The following is a 23,296-nucleotide window of genomic DNA, read 5'->3' on the forward strand; positions in this document are numbered from 1 at the left end:
ATTCAATTATGATTAATAAAATAAAAACTGACTGCTTACATTTCCCATTAGATCGCCCATGTGTTTTTCACAAACAAAAAGCTATTAAGTGTGTTAATTGTAAAAATTACAAACCTTTCTCAAAAAGGCAAAAGGCAAAAAACATACTTATTATTAAGCTTGATGCTATGGGCGATGTTTTAAGAACCACTTTTCTACTTGCAGGCCTTAAGGAAAAGTATGGAAATAGTTGCTGCATAACCTGGCTTGTTGCGAAAAATTCGGCTCAGGTTCTTTATGGTAATCCATTAATAAATAAAATAATCCTTCCCGAGTTGTCCGTGCTTGGCGAGCTTTGCCTTGAGCGGTTTGATGTTGTAATTAATTTAGACCTTTCCCCAATTAGCTTAATGCTTGCAAATGCAGTTTGTGCAGAAAAGAAAGTGGGTTACTGGCTTAAGAAAGACAGGCAAATTGCCTTTTCAAATTCTTACGCTAAAAAGTGGCTTTTAATGAGTGCATTTGATGACCTAAAAAAAGCCAATACAAAAACATACCAGTATTGGATGGCAAAAATAACTGAACTTAAAAAAACAAATTACCCAATTTATGTACCGATAGCAAAAGAATCTCAAGAAAAAGCGACTAACTTTGCAAAGAATTACAAACTTTTTGGAAAAAAAATAGTTGGCATTAACCCCGGAGCTGGCGGCAGATGGGAGCTTAAACGATGGACAAGAAACGGATATAAATATTTAATTGATAAACTTTCAATGAAAGGTTTCAAAGTTATACTGCTCGGTGGCCCGCAAGAGGTCCAACTTGTTGATGAGCTTGTAAAAAATTCAAATGGCAAAGCAATAAGTATTGGTACAAATAATACTATTGCTGATTTCTTTGCATATCTTAATTTGTGCGATATAGTTATAAGCGGCGATACAATGGCAATGCATGCCGCACTTGGGCTTAAAAAGAAAGTTGTCGCGCTTTTCGGGCCTACATCATCGGCAGAAATTGAACTTTATGGATTAGGCAATAAAGTTGTTTCATCTCTTAATTGCCTTTGTTGTTATAAAACTAACTGTGACATAAAACCAAACTGTATGGAAAGTATTACACCTGAAGTTGTTTTAAATAACATACTCAAACTTGCAAAGAGTGTGAAATGAAAACTATTGTAATGATTCCAACATACAACGAGGCAGGTAATATTGAAGGTTTAGTTAAAGAAATTCTTGCCCTGCCACTTGAACTTAGCGTGCTTGTTGTTGATGATTTTTCTCCTGATAAAACTTATGAGATAGTAAAACAAATGTCAGATAACGACCCAAGGGTTATGCTGCTGCTTAGGAAAGAAAACCGTGGCCGCGGTTGGGCAGGTATTGATGGCTTTAAAAAAGCGCTTGAACTTGGCGCAGATTATATTGTTGAAATGGATGGCGATTTTTCTCATAGCCCAAAGTATATTCCAAATTTTATTGCGGCAGCAATAAATGCTGATGTTGTGATTGGTTCGCGCTATGTAGCAGGCGGCAAAGACGATGAACGCACATTTTTGCGCAAAGCGATAAGTTTTTTTGCAAGGAAATATATTGCAACTGTTCTTGGTGTTAAAGTGCAAGATTCAACATCGGGTTTTAGGTTATTTAGCCATAGTGCGCTTGAGAAAATAATTGTTGATCTTTGCGCGCGTGACCCATTTATTGTAAGTGAAGTGCTTTACTCGGCACATAAAAATAAACTTAAAATTGTTGAAGTTCCAATTGAGTTTATGCCGCGCGCAAAAGGTGTTTCAAAACTTCAAGCAAGCACACTTATAAAATATCTTCTTAGAGTTTTGTGTTTAAGGTTTAAATGTTCTTAAATTATAATGTTCTTATGTGGTTGTTGCTAAGTGTAACAACTATTTTACGGTTGTTTGTTATAGGGCAAATTGGGCTTGGCGACGATGAAGCGCATTATTGGGCATATTCACAAAACCCCGCATTATCATATTTTGACCACCCCCCAGCTGTCGGCTACATAATAAAATATTCAACAATGCTATTTGGTGCTAATGAGTTTGGCGTTCGCGTTAGCGCTGTAATACTTTTCTTTTTAACCTGCATACTTGTTTATAAACTTGCAAAAAAAATGTTTGGCGAAAAAGTTGCTTTTTGGAGCGTTTTTGTTTTAAGCGTAACTCCCGTTTTTTCTTTTCTTGGTTCTGTTCTAATTATTCCCGATGCACCGTTAGCATTTTTTTGGATTTTGTTTATTTATATTTTTTGGAAAATTGTTGAGAATGGGCAAAAAAAACACTGGTATCTTTTAGGTATTGTGCTTGGCTTTGCAATGCTAAGTAAATACAACGGATTTTTGCTTCCAATCTCGGCGGCACTTTTTCTGATATTCTCAAAAGAACACAGGTATTGGTTTAAGCAAAAAGAGCCATACATTGCGCTTGTAATTGCGGCTATTATGACATTGCCGGTTGTAATTTGGAATGCTCAAAATGGCTGGGCTTCATTTGGTTTTCAGCTTGCTCATGGTTTTGGCAATACTGCCCCTAAATTTTCGTTGGCATTGTTAGGTAAATGCTTAGGCGCGCAGGCGGGTTATATATCCCCATTTCTCTTCATTTTAAACTTTGTTGTGCTTATATCTATAACAATTAAAGCTGTCGTAAAAAAAGATAAAAAATTGCTGCTCATTAGCGCGTTTTCTCTGCCAGTAATCCTTTTATTTAACGCCATCGCAAGTTATAAAGAGATACTCCCACATTGGCCGGCTATGGGTTATTTGACACTTTCAATACCGCTTGCTATTTTTTGTATTGGTTTGTGGCGCAAATGGACAGGCAAAATTATTCTTATATTTTCCTTTGGCCTTGCCATTGCACTTACGGTGCTTGTGCCTTTACAGGCGGTTTATAAAGTTTTACCGCCCGAGTTGTTTTTGCCAAAGAATGAAGCCATGAAAATTGAAGACGGCGTAACAAAGGCCGAAAAAGTTGATGTTACAAACGAACTTTATGGTTGGAATCTTGTCGGCAAAAAAGTACAAGAGCTTTCAGATAAGATGGGCACGAAACCGTTTATTGTTACCCACAGGCACTACCTTGCAAGCCAGTTAAGTTTTTATGTGCCTAATCACCCTAAAATATATTGCCTAAGCGAGAGAGCCGATGCTTATGATTTCTGGCAAAGAGATTTAAGCGAGCTTAACGGAAAAGATGGAATTTTTGTTTTTGATAATAGGTTTTATACAAATCCTCAAGAGTTTATGCCTTTTGAAAGTTTTGGCAAACCAGAAGTTGTTGATGTTTATAGAAACGGCAGAAAGATTAGAGTTTTTTGGTTATATCCCGCAAAAAACTTTAAGTTAGATAAACTTGATCCTTCAAGAACTTCAAAGCTGGTGGGTGATAAAACATCGTTTGTGGAAGGTATAAGATTTATTGATGTAATGTTCTTTAAAATGTTTAACAAAGCTGGTTCAAATGTTTTATTAGATTATTTTTTTGGTACTTTAACATGGCTTGGTTCAGGGCCGCCAATGGCTGTTTTAATTGGTATTTATTTATGGTTTTACCGGCGTAAAACATTTTTGCGTGATTTTTTATTGATGGTTGGTTTGTTGCTTGCTGGTGGTTTGGTTGTACAGATAATTAAAAAATTGTTTATTCGTTCAAGGCCGCTTGGTTATTTTGGGCAAGATGTTCGTGTATTAGGTGAAGCGCTTCGTAGTTATTCATTTCCATCTGGACATAGCGCTGTTGCTTTTGGTGCGGCATCGTTTATGATTTTTATTTTGCCAAAATACTGGTGGGCATTTTTAATACTTGCTTCGTTAATTGGTTTTTCAAGAATTTATGTTGGCGCGCATTTTCCGATAGATGTTGTTTGCGGCGCGTTTGTTGGCGGCGCTGTGGCACTTTTAATGATTAAAATGTTTAATAAAAAACCTCAAGATATTAACTCCCTGAAACATAAATAAAAATTGTTGTCAGTTATCCCTTGTCCACTCTCCACCTTTGATGTCATTCCCGCGAAAGCGGGAATCCAGTCCCAATAATAAATGTTTTCTGGATCTCCGGGTCAAGTCCGAAGATGACAGACTAATAAAATAATAAAATTATTATCTCTCATTCCAGTCCTCAATCTTGATGTCATTACGAGGGCTTTAGCCCGTGGCAATCTAATAATTAAGTTAAGGCGAGATTGCTTCACCCCTTTGGGTTTCGCAATGACAGTAAAAACCAAGATCCAGCCTTTTTCGGGATTCGGTATGATAATAGAATTAAATGATCAGGATTAACCGAACAGTTGTGAGAAAATTAATAATAAAAAAAGGCGTCCATGCATAAATGCCGAAACGCCTTTTTTAGTAATGTTTAACTGTTAGAAATTAACCGTTACCCCGCTTTCAACGCTTATGCCGGGTAGAGGATAGCCAAGGCGTGTTTGGTACCTTGTATTTGCTAAATCTAACCCTTTAACCCATAGCGTGTATGTTCCAAAGTTCTTTGATGCCTTAAGGTCAACTGTTGCATACTCTGGCAGTTTTGGTATTGTAAAGTCCCATGTTTCCTGCGAGCTTACATATTTAATATTTGCATCAAGCATAATATCAAGTGGAGCAAAATAGTTTAATGAATAATTTATTGTGTTGCATGGCCTATAGTTTAAAACTCTTTCATTTTCTGTGTCTTCTGCCCATAAATAAGTGTAGTTTAATTTATGAAACAGGCCATCAACTAATTTTCCGCCAACTTCAAATTCCAAACCCGATTGATTAGATTTTCCGATATTTGTTGGCGTGAGCATTCCCCATGAAATTAAGTTTGTAGTTTCAGAACTAAAGCCGGTAAGAGTGCAGTTAAATGTAGTTGTTTTATACTCCGCGCCAAGGTCAAAGCCGATGGACTCTTCAGGTTTTAACTCGCTGTTGCCGTGCATTCCCCATGCGTCTGTAGGATAGTAGAGCTCATTAAATGTAGGTGAGCGCCAGCCTTTTGCAGCATTAGCCGATATTTTTACATTTTCACTAACCGATACGATGGTTGTAAGGCGAGGTGTAAGCACACCGCCAAAAGAAGAGTTTGTGTCGTAACGCAAGCCAGGAATTACTGTAAGAATTCCGTCTTGATAGTTTTGTGAAACAAAGAGTGCCGAGTTTACTCTGCTTTTTTCAAGTGATGTAATGTTTAAAAGTAAATTATTTTGTTTTAGTTTTTCTTCTTTCCATTCAACTCCAGTGCTAAAGCCGCATGCTAAATCAATTTGAGTTTGTGCTCCAAAGTTGTCTGAAATATATTCATCGTCGCTTGCCCAAAATGATGATGAATCTTTGTAATTTCTTACATCATTTTCAAAATAAATATCGCTCTTGTTTGAAACATTTTCACTTATTGCTATGTTGTGACTTAAGGTGGCATTCTTTTTATTTTCTTTTTGTTCGGCATTTGGTGTGCTTGCTGTAATTTCTTTTATACCGTCGTATTTGTCAACAGATAATGGAATAAAAAACATTTGATTTTCAAACGCCATGCCTGAAACTCCAACTTCGTTGTCAAAATATTTTGTAGATAAATCAAACGCGCCTAAGTCATCGGTTTCAATACCGGCTTTTGCGAAAGCATTTGTCGCGTTATATTTTGAATTTTCTCTATAACCGTCACTTTGTGATTTAGATAAAGATGTGTGTAAATAACAGTTTTCTGTCTTTGTTTGAAACTCACCAATATACTTTTGTGAATTAAAGCTTGAAAATATTGTGTTTACTCTCAGTTCAAGAGTATCTTGTTTTGGTTTTTTAGTTATTACATTTATTACACCACCAAGGGCATCTGAACCGTAGAGTGCACTTGCAGGGCCGCGTACAATTTCAATTTTTTCAATTATTTCGCTTGGCAATGTTGAAAGGTCAAAAAGGCCTAATGCATTATCGTTGGCTCTTATACCGTCAATTAACACAAGTGTCTGCTCCGCCTTTGCGCCACGAATCATAAGAGTGCTTTGACTGCCCTGGGTACCAGTAACGCTTGCCGTCATTCCTACTTGATCTGATAATATCTCTCCAAGTGTGCTTACGCCTTTTGCTGCAATTTCTATTTTGTTTATAGAAGTTGAATTTGTAGATATGGCATTCTCATTTTGTTTTGTTTTTGTAAGAGTAAGAAAAACCTCCCCTTCTGAAGCGAAGGCGTTTGCGCAAAACAGTGCTACTATAATTGTTGCTAATAGCTTTTTCTTCATTTTTTTCTCCGATAATTAATTTTGTACTGCATTTTAATAGGTAAATATGCGGTGGGTACTATGTTGTAATTGGCATAATTAATTCCTCCACGGGATCTAACCCGGATTTTGCAATCTGGGTTTAAAGTCGCAGGTCGGTCTCCTGACTTTCCGCTTTCTACTTTTGAAAACCTTCCCGTCATTACGACAGTGGTTAACAAATTCAGATTTAACTGCGGTTACAGTAGCGGGACTGTACCAGATTCTCACTGGTTTCCCATTACCTGCGCTATTACTAATTAATCTATAAAAATATTTACTTTCCCAGTAAATGGGTTTTTTTCTGTGCGAACGCAAACATCAAATGCATTACTAATCGCACCGGAGGCAATAACTTCTTGTGTGTTTCCGCAAGCAATTAATGAGCCATTCTTTAACACAGCAGTGGTTTGGCAATATGTGCTTGCTATGTTTATATCATGCACGGCGGCAACAATTGAAATCTTCTTTGAAAGCTCGCTTAAAAGGCGCAATATTTCCAACTGATACTTTATATCTAAGTGCGCGGTGGGTTCATCTAAAAACATAATTTCCGGTTCTTGAGCAAGTGTTTGAGCTAATGCAGTTTTTTGTTTTTCTCCGCCTGAGAGTTCATTTACTTTTCTTTTTGCAATATTACCTATGCCGCAAATTTTTATTTTTTCATACGCAATATCAATGTCATTTTTTGATGGAGAAAACATAGATTTCCAATGGGGTGTTCTTCCCATCAAAACAAATTCTTCAACTGTAAAACCAAATGGGAGTTCAAAAAATTGTGGCATTACGGCTATAACTTTTGCAAGCTTGAAGTTGTTTTGCTCTTTTATGTCTATACCCTTATAAAGAATTTTTCCGGCAGATGGTTTTAGCAAGCCCGTTATAACCCTAAAAAGTGATGTTTTCCCGGAGCCGTTTTGCCCAAGCAGGCAAGAAAACCCAGTTGAGTTATATGATAGATTTACGCCATTTAACACATTGGTTTTGCCGTAGTTTGCAGAAACATTTTCAATTTGTATAAGAGGATAATTATTGCTCATTTTTCCGTCTCACTTGTTTTAATAAGTAAAAGCAAAAAGAATGCTCCGCCTACCACTCCTGTTAGCACGCCAACAGGCAATTCAAGAGGTCTGGCTACTGTTCTTGCAAAGGTGTCGCATAAAAGCAAAAATGCCCCGCCAAGTATTGTGGATGCCGGCAAAAGGACGCGGTTATCAGACCCCAAAAAAAGTCGTAAAAGGTTTGGCACAATAAGCCCTACAAAACCAATTACTCCGCAGAGCGCCACACAAACCCCTGTAAGCAATGCGCAAACAATGAATATTATTTGTTTTGATCGTTTAACATTAACTCCAAGGTAATGAGCTTTTTCCTCGCCCAGCGATAGCGCGTTTAGTTCTTTTGAGCGAGTCCACAAAAATATTGTAAGCGGCAATATGAGCGCGCAAGATATCCAAAGCATTGAAATATTTACATTTGACAGGTCTCCAAATAACCATAATATCGCGGCAGACATTTTGTTTGGGTCGCTAAGGGCAATTAGAAGCATAGATAACGACGAAAAAATAAGCCCGAACATTACACCAGAAAGCAACAGTGAAAAAGAAGAAAAAGAAAAACGCAAAGTAATAAAATAAACGGCAAAAATGCATAGAAGTGTGCCGGCAAATGAAAATGCCGGTAGAAAAAAAACATTTATAGAAGTTAGTCCAAGTACCGTTGCAAGGGTAATGCCAAATGAAGCTCCAGATGAAATGCCCAGTGTGTATGGTTCGGCAAGAGGGTTCCTTAATATGCTTTGTAGTGCGCAGCCGCTGCTTGAGAGACCGGCTCCTACAATAATTGCGGCAAGAATTCTTGGAGCTCTAAGTTTCCAAAGGATTATACTGTAAGCATCTGATGCCGATGGAAAAAACAGTGCGTTAAAAAGCTCTTTAAAACTTCCTGTTGCTGAGCCCAAAACAAAGGCGGAAAGCGCGAGCGCGCCAAGCAGTATTAGAAATGTAAAAAACATTGGTTTAAATGGTTTATTCATAGTCAGCGTTTATTAGTTGAATCAACTAATTTTTTTATTTCTTTTACAGCATTTATAAAACTAAGCGGGGTTGGGTTTGCTATTATTTCTGGGTTTATGCAATATACGGAATTGTTTTTTGCGGCTTTTAGATTTTTAAAGTTTAACCAGTAGTTTTTTCTGTAATTGTCTTTTGAATCCATAAGTAAGATAATTATTATATCAGGGTTTACCAGCACTACCTCTTCAGGGTTTATTGACGGATAACGCGTATTTGACGAACTAAATATGTTTTTAGCTCCAGCATAGTTTACAATGTCATTAATAAATGTATTTTTACCACTTGTTATAAGTGGTGATGACCCAATCTCCATAAAAACTGTTTGCTTGTAGTCGCTGTTTTTTAATTTCCCGAGCTCTGCTTTTGCTGTATTTATAATATTTTTGGCATATTCTTCTTTGTTTAACGCTTTTGCAACGGTCATAAGGTTTGAGCAAATGCCATCAAAATCGGTTACTTTGTCTAATACCACAACTTTTAGCCCTAAATCTCTAAGTTTTTCAACAGTTGCCTTTTTATTGCCTTCCTTAGAGGTAAATACAATGTCTGGCTTAAGTGAAACAACTTTTTCAAGGTTTGGCTCAAGCAATGTGCCAATGACCTCTTTGGGTGATTTTCCTTGTGGGCAATACAAAGTTATGCCAATGGTCTGTTCTTCAAAGCCAAGTAAGTAAATGTTTTCCGTCGCAATTGGCGCCAAAGAAACTATTCTTAAAGGGTTTTTTGCGCACAAATTTACGGTTGTCGAAAGCAATAAAAGACCAGCAAATGCCGTTAATTTGAAAAAAATACTGTTTTTGAGTAGTAAGTTCAAAATTCAATTCCTTTTTTTGCTTTAATCCCGCGGTTAAAAGGATGTTTAACTTCTTTTATTTCAGAAACCATGTCTGCGGCTTCAATTAGTTTCCTTGGTGCACCTCTACCCGTAATAAATACATCGTATTTTGAAGCTAATTTTAATAGAATATCAAGTAATACATCAATTTTGATAAATTTATCCCTTAGTCCAATGACAAATTCATCTAAAACTATAAGTTTGTATTTATTTTCTTTGTTTATAAGTGTTTTTAAGAATTCAATTGCTTCTGAGCACTGCTTTAACAATTTGTTCTTTGGTATATTAGGAAAACAGGCAGGATGTTTTGGAGCGAATGTAAAGATGTCAACATTTGGCAATTTTTCTAAAATTTTTTGTTCCCCATAGAACTCTTTCCCCTTAAATAACTGAACAAGGCATACACTATGCCCATGGCCGCAGGCACGCAGTATCTGCCCCATGGCAGAAGTGCTTTTCCCCTTTCCGTTACCAGTTATCACATAAAGCATAAAATTTTAACCTCTTATTTATGTATATAGGTAGTGCCTACAAAATAAAAATCCCCACTTTCCAAAAAAGGAAAGTGGGGATAAAAATACTAATAATTTTGAGCCACACCCTCCCACGAAGGTAAACTGTATTTACACAAACCGTAGACCGGACTATTGAGTATTATCTCAAATTACCGTTGCGGGGCAGTGTCCGAATTGGTTCTAATTAATTAGAACCTCACGGAACTTCCTCAATTTGCGTAGTTATGAGTTGTTTGTAAAACTTCACCAAACAACCCAAGCAATAAAGAACTAATACAACCGTCTACTTTTATGCCTATTCTAAAGCTCAAGTTTTATTATATAGTTTTTTTACTAAGTATCAAAAGAAATTATGCTTTTCTGATATTAGCTGCTTTTGGACCTTTGTCTGAGGTTTCGACATCAAATGTAACTGAGTCGCCTTCAGCTAAAGATTTAAAGCCTTCCGCGGCTATTGCTGAGAAGTGAGCAAACACATCTCCGCTGCCGTCGTCGTTCGAAATAAAACCAAAACCCTTTGCGTCATTGAACCACTTCACTTTCCCTGTTGCCATTGTACTGTACTCCTTACTTTTTTTTGCCCAACTACTACTTGATGCTGAGCTTATTTTGTGCCTTTATTGCTAAAGTGCACCTGCGCATTATAGCATATAATTTCTATTTTGCAACATCTAAATTAAAAAACTTAATAAAAGCAATTTGCTCTTACTATAATTGTTTTCCTGCTGCTGCCAATTTTTTAAGTTCCGTAACTATTGTGTAGTCAATTTTTACTTTGCCTATTAGCGGGTCATGGTGAGGCATTTGCCCGTGGCAGTCGGAGCCACCGGTGGCAATTAATCCATTTTCTTGCGCAAGTTGTTTAAAGTGCTTTTGTGCGGATGGCGAATGCCTTGAGTGCCATGCCTCTATGCCTTTGAGCCCGTCTTTAATAAGCTCTATTAATAATGGTGAATTTGAATCTAATGAAAAAGATGGATGCGCAAGTACCGCAACACCGCCAGCATCGTTTATTATTTTTACAGCTTCCGACGGAGTTAATGCAAACTTTGGAACATAGGCGGCCCGGCCGACAGATAGGTAATTTTCAAAAGCATCATTTATGCTTCTTGAATATGAATTTTTTATAAGTGCTTTTGCGAAGTGTAAACGGCCGATAGAGCCACCTGGTTTTATCATTGCGAATAGTTCTGCTTCATCTAATGTAATATTTAGTTTTCTAAGTTTTTCAAGTATTGCGTAAGCTCTTTTAGTGCGGGCATCTTGAAACTTTTTTAAATACTCCTGCAACGGGCCGCTTTTATGTTCAATACAATAGCCTAATATGTGTATTTCCCGTTTTTTGTCATCAGTAGTTTCTGCGGATAGCTCTACCCCTGAAATAACTTCTATGTTACTTAGCAGACCTTCTTCTTTGGCCTCATCAATGCCATCGGTTGTATCATGGTCAGTTATCGCAATGGCGCAGAGCCCAACAGTTTTTGCCCGTTTAACAACTTCCTTAGGCGAGAAGGAACCATCGGAGTGATTTGTGTGAAGGTGCAGGTCTGCGTAAAGATCTGTCATTTTATAGAAGTTCCGATGCAAGCGCGGCGAGTTTGCTTCTTTCGCTTTTTGTAAAGTTCATATGACCAAAAATTTCTTGCCCTTTAAAACGCTCTACAAGGTAGGTTAAACCATTTGATGAAGCATCTAAGTAAGGGTTGTCAATTTGGTATGGGTCGCCTGTAAGTACAATTTTTGTGCCTTCGCCGGCACGAGATATAATTGTTTTTACTTCATGCGGTGTTAAGTTTTGAGCATCATCAATTATTATATACATATTTGGCAGTGAGCGGCCGCGAATATATGAAAGAGATTCAATTTCAATTTTTCCTGAGTCAAAAAGATACTGAATTTTTTCTTCCGTTTTATCATCTGGCTCAAAACGGTCTATTAAAAACTCAAGGTTATCATTAATAGCGCCCATCCAAGAGGTTAACTTTTCTTCTTTTGAACCGGGCAAAAAGCCAATATCGCGGCCAATTGGCATTATTGGCCGGGCAATAAATAGGCGACGGAATTGTTTTTCCTCAACAGTTTTTTGTAAACCACATGCAAGTGCAAGCAGTGTTTTACCTGCGCCTGGGGTGCCTATAAGCGTTACAAGGTTGACATCGTTGCAAAGTAAAGGTTCTATGGCAAAGCGTTGTTCCATATTTAGCGGTTTAAGTCCCCATGGTTGTGCATTGATATGAAATAGCGGTATAAGTGCTTTTGCGCTGTAGCTATACTTTGAAAGAGCACTTTTTACACTGCCATTTATATCTTTAAGTAGTACCCCTTCATTTGGAAAAAAATTATCTTTTAAAACAAGTTTGCCATCGGCAAAAAATTTATCAATAAGCTCTGATGCTACTTTTACTTCCCTCCAGCCCTTATAAATTTCATCAATGTTAACTTTAGCTTTCTCATAATCTTGAGCGATAAGGCCTAATGCGTCGGCTTTTATACGCAGGTTAATATCTTTTGTAATTAAATAAACATTTGGATTTTTTTGTTTAAGCTGCAGAGCAATGCCAAGTATTCTATTGTCGGCAAATGCGCTTAAAAATGGCGGTAAAAGGTCTTTGTTGTATTCAAACTCAATTTTTAATGTGCCGCCAGTTTTTAGTTTAATGCCATCTGATAGTTTTCCCTTTTTGCGCAAGTCATCAAGTTTGCGCGATATGCTTCTTGCGCTTCTGCCGCGTTCGTCGTTTAGGCGTTTTAGGCCGTCTAGTTCCTCTATTACTGTTATTGGAATTGCAACAAGGTTATCTGCAAAGCTGTAAATTGCGTCTGGGTCGTGCAACAGAACATTCGTATCTAATACGAAAGTTTTCATCCCTTGGCTCCTTGGGTGTAAGTTATGTAAATATTTTTATTTATTACTGGTGAGTTTTTATAGGTTTTGTAATGTTTTAGAGTTGTCATTTATTATTTAAGCCGTAGCGCATGCCACAAACCATATTGCGAAATTCAGGTTTTAGCGGGCGATGGGAATCGAACCCACATCTTTAGCTTGGGAAGCTAAGGTTTTACCACTAGACTACGCCCGCAGGTCTTATTTATTTCTAAAGTGATTTTATATGTTTTAGAACCAAAGTGTCAATTTTAAGACGGTCTTGTTATTGGCACCCACTCTTACCCATCATTCCCGTTTCGCACAGTTTGTCACCCCGAAACGCAGTGAGGGATCTTAAAGATTCCTCCCCGTCTTTGGCGAGGTCGGAATGACAACTAAAAAAAGAAATCAAATCCCTGATCCCGCCTAGGGCGGGCGGGAATCTAGTACCTAAGATAAATATTTTCTGGATCTCCGGGTCAAGCCCGAAGATGACAGACTAAAAAAGCAAAAGATGACAAGAAAAGAAATAGTTACTTCTTCCTTTTCTGGCCGCTAACCCAAAGGTCTTCAACATCTTTTCTTGCCCACGGGGTTTTTCTCAAAAATTTTAAACTGGAATTAATGGTTGGATCATTCTTAAAACACTTAATATTTATCCTCAGCCCAAGTTGCTCCCAGCCATATTCTTCAACAAGCTGTTTTAAAATTGTTTCTAGTGTAATGCCATGCAATGGATCGTTTGAATTTTTATCTGTCATGGCCTGAGTTTTATCCTTGCAACGCTGTAAACAGGGAAGAGTTTTGCGTCAACTTTCGGCAGAAATATCTTTATTGACTGATTAGAACGGCCGGGCGAAATGCTTTCAACAATTTTATTCCCACCTGCAAGCATAATATTATTTAGTGTTAATTTGTATGGTTCAAACCTGTAAGGCGATAGCAGTTCAATTTCATCATTTTTTGACAGCTTATGTTTAATTTCAAGAGTAATGCACTCGCCGTTATTTTTTCGTACAAAGCCGCAGCTGCTCCACTCACTTCTACTTGCGCAGTTGTTGTACTCCTGTGACTCTCTTGTAGGCGGGCCGTCAAAAAAACCTTCGGTATAACCCCTGTTTTGAAGCGTTAAAAGTTCACTCATATAAATTTTAGGCGACCATTTTTTTGGTGCAAGAAAATAGTCATCAATGGCTTTTCGGTAAACCCTTGTAACCTGTGCGGCGTAGTACTCGCTTTTTGTTCTTCCCTCAATTTTAAGAGAACTAAAACCTGCTGAAAAAACCTTGTCTAATTTAGATATAAGGCAAAGGTCTTTTGAATTAAAAACATACGAACCTTTATTGTCTTCTTCAAGAGTAAAGTATTGATTAGGCCTTGTTTCTTCTTCAAGCACAAGTTTACTTTTATATTTCCACCTGCATGAATACGCGCACGCTCCCGAATTTGCGCTTCGTGAAGCCATAAAAGCAGACATCAAACATCTGCCAGAATAACTAATGCACATTGCCCCGTGCACAAAAATTTCAAGTTCAATAGCTTTGCATTTTTTTCGTATCTCAAGTGCTTCTTTAAAACTCACCTCTCTACCTAAAACACAGCGGGAAGCACCCATATTTTTCCAGAAATCAACAGCAAGGGCAGAGCAAACATTTGCCTGAGTAGATATATGGATAGGCAGTTTAGGTAGTTGTTTGTGCACAAATTGAAAAACGCCCGGGTCAGAAATAATTACGCCATGAGGTTTAAGTTTTTTGATAGTTTTAATAAATCCGGATAGTTTAGGAATATCGCTGTTATGCGAGAAAAGGTTAAGAGTAAGGTAAACTTTTTTCCCGTTATCTTTTGCAAAACTTATCCCCTCTTTGAATTCTTCAACACCAAATGTAGATTTTGCCCTAAGCGAAAGGTCAGGCACGCCCATATAGACAGCATCGGCACCATAAAGAATAACGGTTTTAAGTTTTGCTAATGAGCCAGCAGGAAGTAGTAGTTCGGGCTTTTGAATTTTATTTACTTTATGTTTCATAAGTTTTTTGTTAGCCACAATTTCAGTTGGGATATTTTATCACCTTGAATTTCAATAGTTCCGTTTTTAACTGTGCCACTCGCTCCAAAACTGGTTTTTAATTCTTTGGCAATAGTATTTAATCTATCGGTGCCGTATGTAAGTAAACCGGTAATAACTGTAACCTTTTTCCCTGATCTAATTTCTAAATGAATTTTGAGTTTAGGTGAATGTGAGTTAACTGATGCGGCAGGTTTAACTATTAGATCTTTCCCATTATTAGAAACCCATCTCGGGCCCATTGTGAGTTTTGTCATAAGTGTTGTGAGAATAGAAAATATTATTAATTCCCAAATTTAACTATATTTTTACTTCATTTTTTTTGGGTTTTATTTTTCAATATTTCAGAGTACTCATTATCAATCTCAATAGCAATATCTTTTAATTCTTTAACTTTACAGTTAATAAAAGTTGTAAATATATAAGCTGTTTCACTATTTATTCCATGAGTGACACTAAAATACATCTCTAATTCCTTAAGTGGATAAGCAATTTTATTGTATATATCGGCAACACTATTATATTCTAATCCTCGTTCCTTAAGTTTATTCATAAAAATATTAAGAGTGTCATTAATTTCATTAAGCGAAATTGTTGCAATGCAATGAGTGTCTTCATCTCCAATTGCTTCAAATATTTTTGATATGCAATATCCATATCTTTCAAAAATACTTTCTAGTTTTTCTTTTGCATATTTATTCTTATGAGTTTTATCATCTTCTTGAAGTTTTTTAATTATTTCACTCATTTTTTTTGATAACTCCTCTCTTTGAGTTGCAATCAATTCTTTTATATTAACATTTTCAAACCGGCTATTGCCTTTTTCACAAATCATTAATTGAAAGCCATCTTTTGTTAAGCTTGGTCTAGAAATAAAATGTGACGCAACAATAGGTGTTTTATCAGTTTTAGTAGGGTGTCCAATGCTACGGTTCCGTAAATCGCGAATCTTAAATAGAGATGGCTCATCTTTCCATGATATTTTTGAAAAATCTAATGCCACTAAAATATCATTTACTGAGTTTTGTTGAGCAACCATGACCTGCAATAATCCATAAATGTAAATGTATTTTCCACCACCTTCTGGAAAGCATGCCTCTTCATAAAAACAAATAGCACTTTCAGTATCACCTAAAGTATCCATGCAACTGCATAATTGATGCCAGTTAATAGTATTTTTCACTAATGCATTTGAGCGTCTTGGTTCACAAACTAATTCTCTAATTTTGTCAATATGGTTTTCTAAAGATACAATTTTTTGCAATGCCTATTCCTTTTCAATAATATTTATTTCATCTTTGGTTAAACCATAAAGCTTGTAGACAAGTTCGTCAATTTCTCGGTCAGTTTGTGAAATTTGTTGCTGGATTAGAACTTTCTCATTACACGATACCTTTTTAGTTTTAAAATTTAGATCAAGAATATTTCTAACTAAAAATATCAATTTCTCGTACTTTTCTTTGTCAGCATTGTTTGATAAATTTACATTACAAAAAGGAATATTCTTAATTTCACCAATTGGAACATGGTTGGTATTATTAAAAAATTGAAAATAATAATTTACTAATTTGCTATTTAATAAGCCTAAAATAAATTCATTATCAATATTATTTCCAATACTGAAACAATAATTAGTTGTGTGCCCACAAAGAATATTTTTATCAATTGTTGTTGCTTTTACTCTTCGTTTTTGTTGTTGATTGGAAACTTCTTGAAATACAACTCTTTCAAAATGCCAATGGCCCCTTTTATCAACACAAGTTGGGCAATATTCGTTTATGTTTCCCAATAAATTGTAATGAGATATCAAATTACCTCTTAAAAGAGGTAATTTATTTTCCCCACTCGTTGTTGAAAATAATTCTTTATTTATACTTACATTTATTTCGCCTTGATAACCTTCAATGACATCCTTAAAACATTGCTTACATTGTTGAATTTTATTTATTACGTCATTTTTAAATATAAATTCAAAACCTGGATTCTTATAAAATTCTTCTTGACTTACCTTAATTGTCCCCTGCTTACTTGTTTTTAAAATCAACAAATCAATATTTTTTTTGGATTTATTAAATAACAATGTTGTTAATGCCTGTGTTACACCCAAAAACACTCTGTCTTTCTCTGTATATTCTATTATTTCCCTTAAGCTTGTATTTTCAAGAAGTAATTTTCTTAATTCTTTACTATCTGAACTAGACAGATAATTGCTTGGACAAATGAAACCAAAATGTCCATTATCTTTAAGTAAGTAGACACTTCTTTCAATAAACATCTTATATAGATTTATTTTCCCACCATGTGCAGTTGAATATTCTTCTTTGAAATATCCTAGAAATTTATTATCAGCATCTAAAACAACATAAGGCGGATTACCTATCACCACATCAAAACCACCATTACTCATAACTGCTGAAAAGCGGTCTTCCCAGTTAAAGGCATTGATTTTGTAATAATCTTCGCCGAAATATGATTGCAACTCAAAGGTGTTGCCCGAAATTAAAGAATTACCGCAACGAATGTTTTTATCTAACATTGGCAATATAGCCCTGCCAGGAACTACTCCATATTCACCATCTAACATTTTAAACATTAGAGAAAGTTTTGTTACTTCTACTGCTTGAGCATCTATATCAACTCCGAAAATGTGGGTTCTTAATATTTCTGCTTTTTCAAAAATTGAAAGTACAGAACCAGAAGTATCGTTTAGTTCAAGTGATGATTGTTGTTCAGAATGTATTTTGGACTTTTTTTGATTTTTGTAGTACTCAAGCATTTCTGAGTAGGCACGAATTAAAAAACTACCTGAACCGCAAGCTGGATCTAATATTGTTATTTTCTTTGCTTTTGCAGGTGAAAGCTCATTAAGCATTTTACCTACGGTGTTTTTTACAATATAATCAACAATATATTCGGGCGTGTAATAAACACCGCCAGCTTTACGCACATCGGGCTTGAGCTCAAACTTTACCTGTTGTTCTGTTAGGCGTATTGTGTAACCAAGATATTGCTCGTAAATGTTGCCTAATACTTCCAATGGTATTACATCAAACTCGTAAGGGTTATAGGTCTCTTCAATTATTTGCTTCATTACTTTAAAATCTACTGCAAGGTTTCTTTCCCATTCTTTTGGTGCGAAAAGATCACTATTAAATATGATGTCGTAGTGTTTAAACTCATCTTTTAAAAATATCATTGCTTTTGTGCCAATATTTTCTGCTCTGTCTTCAAATATTGTGTTTAAGTGAGGTCTGTGGGTAAGCTGTCTGTCTTCAGCAAAACGCATAAATATTATTCTATCAAGAATGCGTTGGGTTATTTCTTTAAGGTAATCAGCATCGCGGTTTATATCGTCTGTTTTAAATAGGTGGTGATTGTTTTTGTAAAGGTCTTTTGCAAGAGCTTCGCGCCAGTTTTCCAAATCTTTCAGTATTGCTTTATCTACTGGCTGTTGATTTTTTGGCTTTTCACGAAGAAGGTTATTTAACTCTCCACTTATAACGGATTCACGCGAAAGAAGCCATAATTTATCAAATTTAGTTTCGTACTCTTGCCAGGTTAGTTTAAGCTTTAATCCTTTTTTTGGGTTTCGTTTATCGGGCTTGATTGTAACATCAAAAAGCATTAAATCTTTAAAATCGGTAAGGATTACAAATGAAACATCTTTGCGATTATAACCATATTTTACTGCTTGCTCTATATGGTTTTCAAGGTCTTCTTTTACAGATTTTGCTTCAATAAATAGTTGGTCTTTACCATCTATTTTAAGGCTGTAGTCCACCCGTTTATGTGAAACCTTGTGTTCCGGGCATACTTCGTTGTGATTGTTTACATCCCAGCCGAGAACATCTTTTAATAGGGGTTCTATAAAAGCCATTTTTGTGGCTTCTTCGTTATATTCGTAGGCCTCACCTGAAGCTATTTCTGCTTCAAACTTTTTTATGAGTTTTGAAAGGTTTTCTTTTGCCTGCTGTTTTAACAGTTCCATTTATTCCTTTCCTTGTGTTTACATAACCTTTATGGATTCCCTCTTACTATCCGAGGGAATGACCCGCCACAAAGAGATTGTGGCGAGGCAGGCAATCTTTTTGTCATTTTACAAGTAATTTTTGAATTCTTTTTACTTTCAGTTTTCCTTTTGCTGAGTTGAGTGCTTCTTGTATTGTAGATATTTTTCCTAACTTGAAAAACATATCATCTTTTGAGTAAGAATATCCGAAAGAATCTGTATATTCTTTGAGCTGGTATCATAAACATAAATAGCATTTTTTGCCAAGTTTTCTTCTTTTATAAGAGAATCAACTGAATTATTAAACTGTTCAAAAAACTTTGTGTTAAAAAAGCCTTTTTTAGCACCGGAAAACACTGCAGCGTAAGATATATCCGTTTCAACCAGATCTTGAAAAAAATGAGTCCCAAAAGAAAGTTCAGGCTGTATATTGCCTGATTCGTAGTCTATCTCAACTAGAACGGAAATATTGTTTATTTCTGAAAAGCTTACTGGAACTCCCAAAGAAGGAGTTGATGTTCCCCATCTGCCGGGGCCAATTAAAACCACAGGATTTTTATCTCTATCTGAGATATTCTTATTTATCTGGCCGATATAACGAGCCAGGAGAAATTTTTCTTTTTCGGCCAACTCATAATACAGGGAGGGATCCACATAAATAATTTTGGATATTTTCTGGGCAATATTACCGCCCATAAAACTTCCTTTTGTTTCAAAGAGGATCTTGTTCTGGTCAATATTTGAAGGAATAGTAATTTTTTTCCCCGCGCCCCTTACCTGCAGTGGCCTGCATTGTAAAAGGTTAATATTGAATTTTCCGTCATCTAGAAAATTTGCCGTAAATTCAATATCAACGGGATACTGATACATATCTTCCAAATTTTTAAGCATCCTGGACATAATTTTACCAAAGTCAGTTTCGGAAAACAGCCCGTCAAAGTTCATATTCCATGCGTTTTCACCTTTTATTTTTAATTCGCGCATTTTTTCCTTAGTTATTAAATCCTCTGAACCAAATAGCTTATTTTTGCATTCAGGAAGATATTCCAGAATTTTAGCTACGGATACGGTTTCAATATTATTTGAATCAATATTAAGCACATCCATTTTATGCTGAGAAAAACGCATAAGATAATCCGAATCATGGTAAGGCCTTGTTAAAGGGTCATCAAGAGCAACAACCCTGGGATAATCGTCTTCAACTCTATTAACGGCTCTGGTCCCAAGCCCGAAAACTATCCTTAACATGCCGGCTTTCGGGTCCATTTTTTCTTTCCAGGCAAAAGTATTGTATGAAATCCCTACACCTGCGGCATCGGGAAAAAAATAATTTTTATGATAAGTGCCTGAAACCCTTTGAACTAAAAGCGCCATCTGCTCGTCAGTGGTGTCCAAACCTCTCTGCAAACGATAGCTTAACGCATCTTCGTTCATTGTGCTTGCAAATATTTGTTTAATAAATTCTTCTAGTTTTGCATATCTTTCTTCTGTTATCCCCTGATTTACCGAAAAAATACTTTCATATTTTCCGGCAAATGCATTGCCAAAACTGTCTTCCAGCAAACTGCTGGAGCGGACTATTATTGGTGATTGTCCGAAATATTCTATCATGAGCATTAACTGTTCTCTTATTTCTTCCGGCATTTTACCGTTAAGTAAGGCCTCTTTTAATTTATTTGCCTCTTTGAAATACCCTTCCTTTGTTTTCTGCGCCATTCTTAGTTTCCATAAGCCGTTTTGGACTATGTAAGTATAATAAACATCTGAGCCAATATAAAAAGAATCGTGTGGTTCAAGTAAGTTGTTCCAGTCATAAGATATATCTTTAGCAAGAATTTTTCTTGAGAGAAGCATGCCAACGGCTTTACCGCCTATAAAACCCGTTCCGATCATTCTAGATTTAATATCAAGAAAATCTTGAAGGTTAAAGTTCTTTTGAGCCAGATCAAGTATTCTTTTTTCGCGGGCCAGCATCACTTTTGAGATCTTTTCAATAATTTCCAATTTCTTTTCATTTGAAGCGTTTCTTTCAATTCCTTCCGCTTTTAAGAAAAGACGGTCCCAATAATCCAGATTTCTTTCAGAATTTTCAGAAAATTTAGTTGCTGCATAAGAAAACAACCTGGCAGCATCAGTAGAGCTTGTAATAGGAATAAATTTTTCTTTCTCTTTTATATGCGGAAGGAACATACTTGAAGAATAGCGGTTCCAAACTTTAAGAGGATGTATGCAAAGTGTTGAATCTATGCTGTAAACATCAAGCAATAGCTGAGTAGTTTCCCTTATTCGCGCAACAGTTTTAAATGAATGTTCATCGCGCATAATGGCAAAATACGCGATTGTATCCAGTTCAAAAAGATAAGGGCAGGTAATAACAAAAAAATTGCCAAGCATCAGATCCGCGGCCCAATAAAGAAGAAGGTCTGAAAGACAGTCAAATACATAAAATACGCCTATGCCTTCTTTTTTTATTATTTCGTGGACCTTTGTAGAAAATGTTTCAAAACCTTCTTTTGCATCAAGATTATAAGTAAAAACTCCGTCAGAATTATTGAAAAGCGCCTCGTGGCTGGCAAAGCGCATATAGATTACCCTTTTTTCTTTTGAAATCGCATCCTTGGCAAATTCCCTCACCAAATACCGATAATTGCTCAGTTTGTCTATTTGGCATACAACATTGTCGCCCAAACGAAGATTATTTATTACTTCGTCCAGTCCATTTATTCCTGTAGTTTGTTTAGCCAAAGATTTCATTTTGTTATAAGCCCATACTTAGATTCTGCTACTAACGCGCCTTCCGATTTATTCCCTGATTTAATTCTACCTCTATCATTTCACAAGTAACTTTTGAATTCTTTTTATTTTTAGTTTCTCTTTTGCTGTTTTGAGGGCTTCTTCTTTTGTGGATATTTTCCCTCTTTGTTGTAACTCCTTAATGTAAGAGAGCAATATGCCAACTGCAGGGCCGGGTTTTATTTTTAATTTTTGCATTAGAAAATGCCCGTCTAAAAGTTTTGGAAGAACTGGTTTATTTTGTTCCTGAAAATAATATTTAATAATTTTACGCACCAAATTTTCTATAACTTCAAACTTTACACTTACCTTTATGTTAAGGTTTTTGTAAGACATACAATCACATAATGCCAAAATTAACAGGTCAGGAAGGTTGGTGCCAAGTGCCTTATGTATTCTTTGCTTTGCCCTTTCTGTAAGTATAGCCGATTGACCCAAGCTTATAGGGCGCATATGATGCAAAACCAGTTCTTGAACATAAGTAATACATTTTTTGGGAAATTTCAGGTTGGTAAGCGTCTGGCCAATTAGAGCAGAGCCCTTAGTTTCATGGCCTAAAAAATGCATTTTGCCGCCAACTTTTTTTGCGCACATTGGTTTTGCGCAGTCGTGAAAGAGTGCTGCAATTTTTAGTAGTTGGTATCTTTTTATGCCGCCCGCAATTTCTGAATTTAGATGTTGTTTTATTAGTTCATTGTTATCTGGGAAGTGTTTTTCTATTGTGTCTAAAATGTTTTCCAATGATTTTAGTGTTTTTACAGAGTGATCCCACAAACCATTTTTATGAAAGTAAAACTTTTTTGACGACTTTTTCATTGATGTTTGGCACGGGAACAGTTGGCAGAGTAGTCCGGTTTTGTCTAATTGTTCTAAAGTGTCTATTGAATTATTTGCAAGAAGTATTTTTAGCATTTCTTCGCGTGAGCGTTCGGCGGCGGTTGTATGTAAGAGTTTGGCGTTTGCAACAATATTTTTAAGTGTGGCATTCTCTATGTTAAAACCAAGTTCGCAAGAAATTCTAAAGGCACGCATTAGGCGAACAGGGTCATCTTTAAATACTTGTTTTGAGAGCTGTTTTATAGTTTTACTTTTTAGCTCGGCTTTACCATTGAGCGGATCATATATGTGTTTTAAAACATCAAACTTCTTTGAATCAATTGGTGCAGCAATGGCATTTATTGTGAAGTCGCGTTTTTGTAGGTCTTCTAAAATTGTTTTACCTTTGTATTTGCAAATATCAATGCAGGCAATTTCGGAGTTTTTTAGGGCAATACGGTAAACTTCATTTTCTTTGTCTAAAACAAAGTATGTTCCGCCAAGTTGTTTTGCAAGTGTTTTAGCGGTTTTTTGCGCATTGTTAGGTATAGCAATGTCTATATCGGTGTTTTTACGACCTATGAGCATATCTCGTAGCCAGCCGCCAACGAAATATGCGTTTTTGCCAGAGAGTTGTTTGGTGATAGTAGAAATTATTGTTTTCATTGTTTTTAGTTTTAAGATTTTCCTTCAATTTTCATTATTGATTCCCCAATCCCGCTTGGCTGATAATTAACGAGTGTTTTTTTGTATTTTCGGCGAAGGATGTTTGAGCTCGCCACAAAGTGGCAAAGCGAGTTTCCGAGCCGCAAAAAAATACGAGAGAATAGCCGCGCGGGTGCATTTCTTTTGGTTATTTTTCTTTGGGCAGCAAAGAAAAGTAACACTGGGGCGGGTGTAAATCCCGCGACTTTATTCAATTTTTATCTTTACTTCTTACTGAAAGATCTCTCGTCGCTTCGCTTCTCGAGATGGGCATAATACTCAAAAAGTGTTGCTATTTTTGATAGTTTTGAAGTAGCAAAACCATTTTAAGTAACTAATTTTATGATTTTCAGAAAGACCACGATGGTTTCTATATTG

At 36.1% G+C, this 23,296-nt stretch carries 18 protein-coding genes, 1 tRNA gene and 1 riboswitch; of the genes, 3 read left to right on the forward strand and 16 right to left on the reverse strand.

The features are described 5' to 3' along the window. Positions 1 to 8: 8 nt before the first annotated feature. Genes M0Q46_01770 through M0Q46_01780 form a run of 3 tightly spaced genes read left to right on the forward strand, consistent with a single transcriptional unit; the run spans position 9 to position 3,957 of the window. On the forward strand, positions 9 to 1,148 hold the full coding sequence (locus tag M0Q46_01770) for a glycosyltransferase family 9 protein (GenBank protein MCK9582340.1): 1,140 nt from the start codon (positions 9 to 11) through the stop codon (positions 1,146 to 1,148). Continuing rightward, positions 1,145 to 1,843 carry a polyprenol monophosphomannose synthase gene (locus M0Q46_01775; GenBank protein ID MCK9582341.1) on the forward strand — a complete coding sequence of 233 codons (699 nt, stop codon included), beginning with the start codon at positions 1,145 to 1,147 and terminating at the stop codon, positions 1,841 to 1,843. The genes M0Q46_01770 and M0Q46_01775 overlap by 4 nt, the downstream gene beginning before the upstream one ends. Positions 1,844 to 1,857: 14 nt before the next feature. Then, the gene (locus tag M0Q46_01780) at positions 1,858 to 3,957 is read left to right on the forward strand and encodes a glycosyltransferase family 39 protein (GenBank protein ID MCK9582342.1); all 2,100 of its coding nucleotides are present in this window, start codon (positions 1,858 to 1,860) and stop codon (positions 3,955 to 3,957) included. A gap of 404 nt (positions 3,958 to 4,361) precedes the next feature. On the opposite strand, the gene M0Q46_01785 is transcribed toward M0Q46_01780, so the two are convergent. From M0Q46_01785 to M0Q46_01860, 16 genes are all read right to left on the reverse strand, one after another. After that, on the reverse strand, positions 4,362 to 6,218 hold the full coding sequence (locus tag M0Q46_01785) for a TonB-dependent receptor (protein MCK9582343.1): 1,857 nt from the start codon (positions 6,216 to 6,218) through the stop codon (positions 4,362 to 4,364). A gap of 114 nt (positions 6,219 to 6,332) precedes the next feature. After that, positions 6,333 to 6,500, reverse strand: a riboswitch (cobalamin riboswitch). After that, complete coding sequence (locus M0Q46_01790; GenBank protein ID MCK9582344.1) at positions 6,497 to 7,276, reverse strand: ABC transporter ATP-binding protein; 780 nt, start codon at positions 7,274 to 7,276, stop codon at positions 6,497 to 6,499. Its footprint overlaps the riboswitch before it by 4 nt. Continuing rightward, positions 7,273 to 8,271: an iron ABC transporter permease gene (locus M0Q46_01795; GenBank protein ID MCK9582345.1), complete on the reverse strand. Its 999-nt coding sequence runs from the start codon at positions 8,269 to 8,271 to the stop codon at positions 7,273 to 7,275. The genes M0Q46_01790 and M0Q46_01795 overlap by 4 nt, the downstream gene beginning before the upstream one ends. 2 nt (positions 8,272 to 8,273) lie before the next feature. Next, positions 8,274 to 9,125: an ABC transporter substrate-binding protein gene (locus M0Q46_01800; GenBank protein MCK9582346.1), complete on the reverse strand. Its 852-nt coding sequence runs from the start codon at positions 9,123 to 9,125 to the stop codon at positions 8,274 to 8,276. Further along, complete coding sequence (locus M0Q46_01805; GenBank protein MCK9582347.1) at positions 9,122 to 9,637, reverse strand: cob(I)yrinic acid a,c-diamide adenosyltransferase; 516 nt, start codon at positions 9,635 to 9,637, stop codon at positions 9,122 to 9,124. The genes M0Q46_01800 and M0Q46_01805 overlap by 4 nt, the downstream gene beginning before the upstream one ends. 374 nt (positions 9,638 to 10,011) lie before the next feature. After that, entirely contained in the window at positions 10,012 to 10,215 is a 204-nt protein-coding gene (locus tag M0Q46_01810) for a cold-shock protein (protein ID MCK9582348.1), read from the reverse strand. A 154-nt stretch (positions 10,216 to 10,369) separates the two neighbouring features. Continuing rightward, the gene (locus M0Q46_01815) at positions 10,370 to 11,227 is read right to left on the reverse strand and encodes a PHP domain-containing protein (protein MCK9582349.1); all 858 of its coding nucleotides are present in this window, start codon (positions 11,225 to 11,227) and stop codon (positions 10,370 to 10,372) included. A gap of 1 nt (position 11,228) precedes the next feature. Then, positions 11,229 to 12,527, reverse strand: coding sequence for a PhoH family protein (locus tag M0Q46_01820; protein ID MCK9582350.1), 1,299 nt, complete (start codon positions 12,525 to 12,527; stop codon positions 11,229 to 11,231). 143 nt (positions 12,528 to 12,670) lie between these two features. Continuing rightward, positions 12,671 to 12,741: transfer RNA gene (locus M0Q46_01825), tRNA-Gly, on the reverse strand. A gap of 319 nt (positions 12,742 to 13,060) precedes the next feature. Continuing rightward, positions 13,061 to 13,288, reverse strand: coding sequence for a VF530 family protein (locus M0Q46_01830; protein MCK9582351.1), 228 nt, complete (start codon positions 13,286 to 13,288; stop codon positions 13,061 to 13,063). Further along, positions 13,285 to 14,556: a U32 family peptidase gene (locus M0Q46_01835; protein MCK9582352.1), complete on the reverse strand. Its 1,272-nt coding sequence runs from the start codon at positions 14,554 to 14,556 to the stop codon at positions 13,285 to 13,287. The genes M0Q46_01830 and M0Q46_01835 overlap by 4 nt, the downstream gene beginning before the upstream one ends. Then, a complete protein-coding gene (locus tag M0Q46_01840; protein MCK9582353.1) occupies positions 14,553 to 14,852 on the reverse strand; it encodes a translation initiation factor in 300 nt (99 codons plus the stop codon). Before M0Q46_01840 ends, M0Q46_01835 begins: the two co-directional genes overlap by 4 nt. 56 nt (positions 14,853 to 14,908) lie before the next feature. After that, the gene (locus tag M0Q46_01845; protein MCK9582354.1) at positions 14,909 to 15,859 is read right to left on the reverse strand and encodes a hypothetical protein; all 951 of its coding nucleotides are present in this window, start codon (positions 15,857 to 15,859) and stop codon (positions 14,909 to 14,911) included. Between the two features lie 3 nt (positions 15,860 to 15,862). Beyond that, positions 15,863 to 18,583 (reverse strand): N-6 DNA methylase, encoded by a 2,721-nt coding sequence (locus M0Q46_01850; GenBank protein MCK9582355.1) that lies wholly within the window; start codon positions 18,581 to 18,583, stop codon positions 15,863 to 15,865. Positions 18,584 to 18,772: 189 nt separating this feature from the next. Then, entirely contained in the window at positions 18,773 to 21,358 is a 2,586-nt protein-coding gene (locus M0Q46_01855; GenBank protein ID MCK9582356.1) for a PEP/pyruvate-binding domain-containing protein, read from the reverse strand. 75 nt (positions 21,359 to 21,433) lie between these two features. After that, the gene (locus M0Q46_01860) at positions 21,434 to 22,879 is read right to left on the reverse strand and encodes an HD domain-containing protein (GenBank protein MCK9582357.1); all 1,446 of its coding nucleotides are present in this window, start codon (positions 22,877 to 22,879) and stop codon (positions 21,434 to 21,436) included. Positions 22,880 to 23,296 lie beyond the last annotated feature (417 nt).

The organism is Endomicrobiales bacterium (assembly GCA_023228045.1).
Lineage (GTDB): Bacteria > Elusimicrobiota > Endomicrobiia > Endomicrobiales > JALOBY01 > JALOBY01.

What these genes read in the sequence shown, in the direction of transcription:
- M0Q46_01785 (MCK9582343.1), bottom strand. Translation starts at nt 6,218, where the DNA reads ATGAAGAAAAAGCTATTAGCAACAATTATAGTAGCACTGTTTTGCGCA.
- M0Q46_01860 (MCK9582357.1), bottom strand. Translation starts at nt 22,879, where the DNA reads ATGAAAACAATAATTTCTACTATCACCAAACAACTCTCTGGCAAAAAC.
- M0Q46_01850 (MCK9582355.1), bottom strand. Translation starts at nt 18,583, where the DNA reads ATGGAACTGTTAAAACAGCAGGCAAAAGAAAACCTTTCAAAACTCATA.
- M0Q46_01795 (MCK9582345.1), bottom strand. Translation starts at nt 8,271, where the DNA reads ATGAATAAACCATTTAAACCAATGTTTTTTACATTTCTAATACTGCTT.
- M0Q46_01805 (MCK9582347.1), bottom strand. Translation starts at nt 9,637, where the DNA reads ATGCTTTATGTGATAACTGGTAACGGAAAGGGGAAAAGCACTTCTGCC.
- M0Q46_01855 (MCK9582356.1), bottom strand. Translation starts at nt 21,358, where the DNA reads ATGAAATCTTTGGCTAAACAAACTACAGGAATAAATGGACTGGACGAA.
- M0Q46_01820 (MCK9582350.1), bottom strand. Translation starts at nt 12,527, where the DNA reads ATGAAAACTTTCGTATTAGATACGAATGTTCTGTTGCACGACCCAGAC.
- M0Q46_01810 (MCK9582348.1), bottom strand. Translation starts at nt 10,215, where the DNA reads ATGGCAACAGGGAAAGTGAAGTGGTTCAATGACGCAAAGGGTTTTGGT.
- M0Q46_01790 (MCK9582344.1), bottom strand. Translation starts at nt 7,276, where the DNA reads ATGAGCAATAATTATCCTCTTATACAAATTGAAAATGTTTCTGCAAAC.
- M0Q46_01775 (MCK9582341.1), top strand. Translation starts at nt 1,145, where the DNA reads ATGAAAACTATTGTAATGATTCCAACATACAACGAGGCAGGTAATATT.
- M0Q46_01835 (MCK9582352.1), bottom strand. Translation starts at nt 14,556, where the DNA reads ATGAAACATAAAGTAAATAAAATTCAAAAGCCCGAACTACTACTTCCT.
- M0Q46_01830 (MCK9582351.1), bottom strand. Translation starts at nt 13,288, where the DNA reads ATGACAGATAAAAATTCAAACGATCCATTGCATGGCATTACACTAGAA.
- M0Q46_01770 (MCK9582340.1), top strand. Translation starts at nt 9, where the DNA reads ATGATTAATAAAATAAAAACTGACTGCTTACATTTCCCATTAGATCGC.
- M0Q46_01815 (MCK9582349.1), bottom strand. Translation starts at nt 11,227, where the DNA reads ATGACAGATCTTTACGCAGACCTGCACCTTCACACAAATCACTCCGAT.
- M0Q46_01840 (MCK9582353.1), bottom strand. Translation starts at nt 14,852, where the DNA reads ATGACAAAACTCACAATGGGCCCGAGATGGGTTTCTAATAATGGGAAA.
- M0Q46_01780 (MCK9582342.1), top strand. Translation starts at nt 1,858, where the DNA reads ATGTGGTTGTTGCTAAGTGTAACAACTATTTTACGGTTGTTTGTTATA.